This window comes from Hymenobacter agri (assembly GCF_054778495.1).
The window spans coordinates 1-6,605 of sequence record NZ_BAAGZM010000210.1 but is presented as its reverse complement, the minus strand read 5'-3'; the positions used below and the strand labels follow the sequence as shown (position 1 = coordinate 6,605).

Genomic DNA, 6,605 nt, shown 5'->3' with positions numbered 1-6,605 from the left:
GGCGGCCCACGAAATTGGCACCGTGTGGGGCTCGCCCCAGGAATGCGTGCCGGGCGCCGACATCCTCATCCTGGCCGTGAAGCCGCAGGACTCGCCCGCGCTGTTTGCCGCGCTGCAGGGACTGGTGCAGCCGCAGCAGCTTGTGCTCAGCATCATGGCCGGCGTGCGGATTGATACGCTGCGCGCGGCCTTGGGCACGCCCAAAATCATTCGGGCCATGCCCAACCTGCCCGCCCAGATTGGCATGGGCATGACGGCCTTCACGAGCACCGACGAGGTGAGCCGCGCCGAGCTGGTGCAGGTGCAAAACCTGCTCAGCACCACCGGCAAAACGGTCTACGTTGAAACCGAAAGCGCCATCGATGCCAGCACGGCCATTTCGGGCAGCGGCCCGGCCTACGTGTACTACTGCATGGAAGCCCTGATGGCCGCTGCCGCCCAAATGGGTTTCAGCGGGGCCGAGGCCGAGCTGCTGGTGAGCCAAACGTTTCGCGGGGCCGTGGAGCTGTACTCGCAGTCGGGCCTGAGCTGCCAGGACTGGATTGCCCGCGTGGCCAGCAAGGGCGGCACCACCGAGGCGGCGCTGAGCGCATTCGGCGCGGGCGCGGTGCGCGAGGGCCTGATGGCCGGGGCTGGTGCGGCGCGCGACCGGGCTGAGGAGCTGGGCCGCTAGGCTCGGTGCATATCTTATTTCCGCCGGTTATTTGACTATGAAAAAATTTCTTTTCCCCCTGCTGTTCGCTGCCTTGGCCTACACGCCGGCCTAGGCCCAAACGGCCAAGCCGACCACCACCACTGCAGCGCCGACTCCCGTTTCGGCCAGTCACCGCCAGGCTGCCGAAGCGCTGCTGGCCCTTATTTACCCACCCGGTGCGTTCGACAAGCTGGTCGACCAGATGCTGGACGCGCAGCTGAAACAGCGCCCCGAAGCAGCCACATTCGAGCCCGAAATGCGCAAGTTTTTCGGCAAATACATGAGCTGGAACAGCCTAAAGGGCGATATGGTCGACATTTATAGCCGCAACTTCACAGAATCGGAGCTGCGCGATATTACCAAGTTTTACCAAACACCGGCCGGCCGCAAAATGTCGGCGGTGCTGCCGCAGCTCATGCAATCGGGCATGGAAGTCGGCCAGAAGCGTGTGCAGGAACATTTACCCGAACTGCAGGAAGCTATTAAAGCCAAAATGGAAGCGGAGAAAGGGAAATAATTTTGGCCATCTCGCGACTCAGAAAAAAACAGACCATCATGCTAAGCTTAGCGAAGTATGATGGCCTGTTTTTTCTGCCAGCGCTTGTTGCCGCTTCCCCTATTTTATGCTACCGAATACCCCGCAAAATCCTTCCGCAGCTGGGTCTTCAGCAGTTTCCCCGTGGCCGTGTGCGGCAGCGCATCCACGAACTCCACCGCGTCGGGCTCCCAGAACTTGGCCACTTTGCCGCTGAAGAAGCTCAGCATCTCCTCGCGGCTCACGTCCATGCCGGGGCGGCGCACTACCAGCAGCAGCGGCCGCTCGCTCCACCTGGCGCTGGGCACGCCAATGACGGCGGCCTCGGCCACGGCGGGGTGCGCCACGGCCAGGTTTTCGAGGTCGATGCTGGAAATCCACTCGCCGCCCGACTTGATGACGTCCTTCGAGCGGTCGGTGATTTGCATGAAGCCATCGGGGTCGATGGTGGCCACATCGCCGGTGCGAAACCAGCCGTCGGCGGTGAGCTCGCCGGGCGTGGGCGTGCGGAAGTAGTCGCGCACCACCCAGGGCCCGCGCACCAGCAGGTCGCCGAAAGCCACGCCGTCGTGCGGCAGCTCCTGGCCGTCGTCGCCCACAATCTTCATATCGACGCCGAACACGGCCCGGCCCTGCTTGGCCAGAATGGCAGCTTTCTCCTCAGCGGGCAGGTTTTGCTGATTGGCCTTCAGGCGGCTGCCGGTGCCCAGCGGGCTGGTTTCCGTCATGCCCCAGGCGTGGGTAATGGTCACATTCAGCTCATCTACAAATGCCTTCATCAAAGCCGGCGGGCACGAACTGCCGCCCACCACCGTGCGCCGCAGCGTGCGGAACTGCCGGTGCCCCTCGCGCATAAACTGTAGCAGCGCCAGCCAGATGGTGGGCACGCCGGCCGAGAACGTGACGCCCTCGGTTTCCATCAGCTCATACAAGCTGGCGCTGTCCATGCCCGCGCCGGGCAGTACCAGCTTCGAGCCGTTGAGCGGCGCGGCGTAGGGCAGACCCCAGGCGTTGACGTGGAACATAGGCACCACGGGCATGATTACGTCGGCTGACGAGCAGCCCAATGAGTCGGGCAGCGAGATGCCGTAGGCGTGCAGCAGCGTGGAGCGGTGCGAGTAGAGCACGCCCTTGGGCTGGTCGGTGGTGCCCGAGGTGTAGCACAGCGAGCAGGCCGTGTTTTCGTCGAAGCTCGGCCACTGGTAGCCGCCGGGCTGGGCCGCCAGCAGGTCTTCGTAGCTGCACAGCCCGGGCATGGCCGACTGCGCGGGCAGGTGCTCGGGGCCAGCCATTAGCACCCATTTCTCGACGGTGGGGCACACCGGGGCCAGCCGCTCGACGAGCGGCAGGAAGGTGAGGTCGAAGAACAGCAGCCGGTCTTCGGCGTGGTTGATGATGTAGACGAGCTGCTCCGGGAACAGGCGCGGGTTGATGGTATGGCACACCGCCCCGATGCCGGCCACGCCGTAGTACAGCTCGAAGTGGCGGTGCGTGTTCCAGGCCAGCGTGCCTACCCGGTCACCGTTTTCGATGCCCAGCGCCAGCAGGGCCTGCGCCAACTGCTGGCTGCGCTGGTTGGCGGCGGCATAGGTGTAGCGGTGAATGCCGCCCTCGGGCAGGCGGCTCACAATTTCAGTATCGGAATGCCACTTGGCGGCGTGCTCGATTATCGAAGCCACGCGCAGGGGCTCGGCCATCATCAGTCCTTGCATAATACGGCGGGGTGGGAACGTGTGTAGGGCTGTAAGGTAGCAGATGGCGGCGCATTTCCGCAAAGCACTGCTGCCGGCAATTTGTGCATGCTGCAACTTCTATAATTAAAATAAATATATTTTATATAATATATTAACTTTGTTCTACTTCTGAATCGCAGGAGCTCGGTTGTGCAAGCTGTTCAGGGTACCACGAGTAGCCTGCGCCCGGTTTATATTCTCCCTTACCCTTTTTTCGCTATGAGGTACGCTGACCACCGACACTCGCTGTTCACCCGTCCGTCGCGGCTTGCGGCGCTTGTTCCTCGTTTCGGCCTGCTGCTGAGCCTTATTTGCTCGCTGCTGCTGGCTGCTTCCTCCCCTGCCCTGGCCACTCACTACCGCTACGGCAGCCTGACGTGGCAAACCGTGGCGAGCGACCCCACCGGCCGCACCATCAAGTTCAAGGTCAGCCAAGCCTTTCGGGAAGATTTCCCCTGGCCGGGCGGCCCGCCCAGCGTGGGCGACACCGAAAACACCGGCAGTTTATTATTCGGCGATTCGGGCGGCGCGCCCATCAACCTGGTCATTACCTCGGTAAATCTGGTCGACAATTCTTTCTACGGCGAGGTTGAGATTACCCATACCTACGCCAGCACTGGCTCGTTCACGGCCTCCTTCACCGGTGGCAACCGCCTGAGCCCACCGCTGCAAAACAACGCCGACCAATCGTGGTACGTGAGCACCGACGTAACGACGGGCACCACCAACAACTCGCCCATTTCGACCCTGCCCGCCGTGGTGAACCTGGCCGTGGGCCAGCCGGCCGCCACCTTCACGGTGCCCGGCTCCGACGCCCAGCCGCTCACCTACTCGCTGGTATCCAGCGGCAGCCTGCCCGTGCCGTTCACCAACGCGCCCGGCCTGAGCATCACCCCGGCCGGGGTGGCCACGTTCTCGACGGTGGGCAAAACGGTGAGCAACTTTTACAACGCCATCGTGCGCATTTCCGACGGCTCGACCAGTATTATGGTCGACTTCCTCATCCGCATCGTGGGTGCCTCGGCCAGCCCGGTGTTCGACTATGGCCCCACGCCGGCCAACAACAGCACCATTCAGGTAGTAGCGGGCCACCCCGTGTCGTTTGGAGTACAGGCCCACGACCCCGACGCGGGCGACGTCGTAAGCCTGGCGGGCAGCGGCCTGCCGCTGGGCTCGGCGTTTGCGCTGCCCACGCCGGCCAACCCGGTGAGCAGCACCTTCAGCTGGACGCCGGGCGTGGCCGATGTGGGGCCGCACGTACTCAGCTTCACGGCCCAAGACCCGGTAGGAGTGCAGGCCATCACGGCCGTCACGCTCGACGTTATTCTCTGTAACCTGAGCCTGAGCGCCAGCAGCACCGACGTGCGCTGCAACGGCGGCCGCGACGGCGCCATCGACCTGACCATCAGCGGCGGCACCGCCCCGCTCAGCATTGCCTGGACCGGCCCCGGCGGCTTCGCGGCATCGACCGAAGACCTGAGCGGGCTGAGCGCCGGCACTTACACCGTGGTGGTGACCGATGCCAACAATTGCAGTGAAACCACGCAGGTAACGCTGAGCGAGCCGGCCCCGCTGCCCGCCCCCACCATCACGCCTACGGCCACCAGTACGGTGTACACGGGTGGGCCAGTTACGACCATTTTTCTGGGCTACGGGCCGCAGAGCGTGAGCCTGACCGCCTCGGGCGTGACGGGCACCTACACCTGGAGCCCGGCCGCCGGCCTCAACAGCACCAGCGGCGCCACGGTTACGGCCTCGCCCACCGCTACCACCACTTACACCGTGACCGGCACCACGGCGGCGGGCTGCACGGCTTCGGCCAGCATTACCATTGCGTTGGTGGATGTGCGCTGCGGCAATAAAAACGACAAAGTGCTGGTGTGCCACAACGGCCACGAAATCTGCATTGCGCCCAGCGCCGTGCCCGCCCACCTCACCACGCCCAGCCACTCCGATGTGCTGGGAGCCTGCCCGGCAGCCGCCCGCGCCGGCCTGAACGCCCCGCAGAGCGAGCCCATCAGCCTGGAAGCCTACCCGAACCCGGCCGGCGACCAGGCCACCGTCCTGTTCCGGAGCATGCAGCCGACTACCGTGGCCGTAGAAGTGTACAACTACCTCGGCGCGCGGGTGGCCACGCTTTTTGCGGGCGAAGCCCAGGCCGGCCAGCAATATGCGCTGCCGCTGAATAGCCGCGGCCTAGCCAATGGCCTCTACTACTGCCGCCTGGCCGCCAACGGCGCGGTAAAAACCACCACCCTGATGATAACCAGGTAGCGGCGCAGCTTCAGCGTGGCAGCGAGGGCCGGGCGGTTGTCCGGCCCTCGTTTGCGTTTGTAGTAGTGCAGAAGCTAAAAGGCAGAGTACCCCGAATTTTCAATTCGGAGTACTCTGCCTTTCACATTTATCAGCCGTTACCGCGCCGCCTCAATGGCCAACTGCAGCAAGGAGCTGCGCACGCTCAAATCGCCCAGCTTATTGTTGCGGCGCGTGGGGTGCACGCGGTTGGTAAGCAGCACCACCACCAGGTCCTTCTCGGGCTCGACCCAGAAATAGGTGCCAGTGAAACCGGTGTGGCCGTAGCTGCGCTGCGAAGCACTTTTGGCCGAGTTCACCGTGGGGTTGGCGGCCGGGCGGTCGAAGGCCAGGGCGCGGCGGTTGTCGGGGCAGAATTGGCAGCTGGTCCACTCATTCAGCACGGCTTTGTCGAAGAGCTGCTGGCCGCCGTAGCGGCCGCCCCAGGCGTAGGTCTGGGCTAGCTTGGCCACGTCGTTGGCATCGCCGAAGAGGCCGGCATGGCCCGAGAGGCCGCCCAGCAGAGCCGCGCCTTCGTCGTGCACAGTGCCGTGCAGCAGCTGCTTGCGGAAGGCCGAGTCGACTTCGGTGGGCACGATGCGCCGGAGCGGGAAGCGGTTGATGGGCCGGAAGCCCAGCGTGGTGGCGCCCAGCGGCCGGTACACTTCCTTCTGCAGATAAGCATCGAGGGGCAGCCCGGTGCGGGCCTTCACCAGCTCGGGGTAGAGAATGAACGACAAGTCGGAGTACACGTAGCCCGGCTTCTCGTTCAACGGCGACTCGCCTATTTCCTTATAAATGCGGGCCGGCAAATCCTTGCGCGCCCACAACCCGGCCGCCACCGGCAGCGGGAACCGGGCCGACGAATCGGCGCGGAAGTAGCGGCGGCGCATCTCGCCATTATTCTTCCGCAACTCCTGCCAGAACGGAATCCACGCCTTCAGACGGGCCTGGTGGGCCAGCACATCGCGCATCTTCAAATTGGCCTTGTTGGTACCGCGCAGGAAGGGGAAGTAGTTACCCAGCGCGCTGTCGGGGCTGAATTTGTGTTCGCCTTCCAGCCGCATCAGCGCCGGCGTGGCCGCGAGTAGCTTGGTCATCGAGGCCAGGTCGTACAGGTCGTCGTTCTGCACCGGGCGCGGCGTGGTTAGTGCGGTAGATGTTGATGATGCGGGAGATGTGGAAACAGTTTTTCCTTTCTGCTTTTTCACATCTCCCACATTTTTCTCATCCAGCACATTATTAAAGCCCGCATACGTCTGGTTGCCGTAGCTTTTGCGCAGCACCACCGTGCCGCGGCGGGCAATGAGCACCTGCGCGCCGGGGAACGCCTGCGCCGCCAGCGCCCGGC

Annotated in this window: 5 protein-coding genes; 3 read left to right on the top strand and 2 right to left on the bottom strand. The window is 64.0% G+C overall.

Annotated features, from left to right (window positions below):
• Together proC and ACYVDE_RS11770 are read left to right on the top strand one after the other, a co-directional pair.
• Window positions 1-673, top strand: a 673-nt coding sequence (gene proC / locus ACYVDE_RS11775; protein ID WP_460501743.1) for a pyrroline-5-carboxylate reductase, incomplete at its 5' end; no start/stop codon positions are given.
• 277 nt (window positions 674-950) lie between these two features.
• The gene (locus ACYVDE_RS11770) at window positions 951-1,211 is read left to right on the top strand and encodes a DUF2059 domain-containing protein (protein WP_460501742.1); all 261 of its coding nucleotides are present in this window, start codon (window positions 951-953) and stop codon (window positions 1,209-1,211) included.
• Between the two features lie 104 nt (window positions 1,212-1,315).
• Here the strand turns inward: ACYVDE_RS11770 and ACYVDE_RS11765 are convergent, their stop codons facing one another.
• Complete coding sequence (locus ACYVDE_RS11765; protein WP_460501741.1) at window positions 1,316-2,941, bottom strand: 3-(methylthio)propionyl-CoA ligase; 1,626 nt, start codon at window positions 2,939-2,941, stop codon at window positions 1,316-1,318.
• 240 nt (window positions 2,942-3,181) lie between these two features.
• On the opposite strand from ACYVDE_RS11765, the gene ACYVDE_RS11760 reads away from it, so the two are divergent.
• Window positions 3,182-5,236, top strand: coding sequence for a T9SS type A sorting domain-containing protein (locus ACYVDE_RS11760; protein ID WP_460501740.1), 2,055 nt, complete (start codon window positions 3,182-3,184; stop codon window positions 5,234-5,236).
• 137 nt (window positions 5,237-5,373) lie between these two features.
• Here the strand turns inward: ACYVDE_RS11760 and ACYVDE_RS11755 are convergent.
• Window positions 5,374-6,605: serine hydrolase domain-containing protein (locus ACYVDE_RS11755; RefSeq protein WP_460501739.1), on the bottom strand; the 1,232-nt coding region annotated here is incomplete at its 5' end.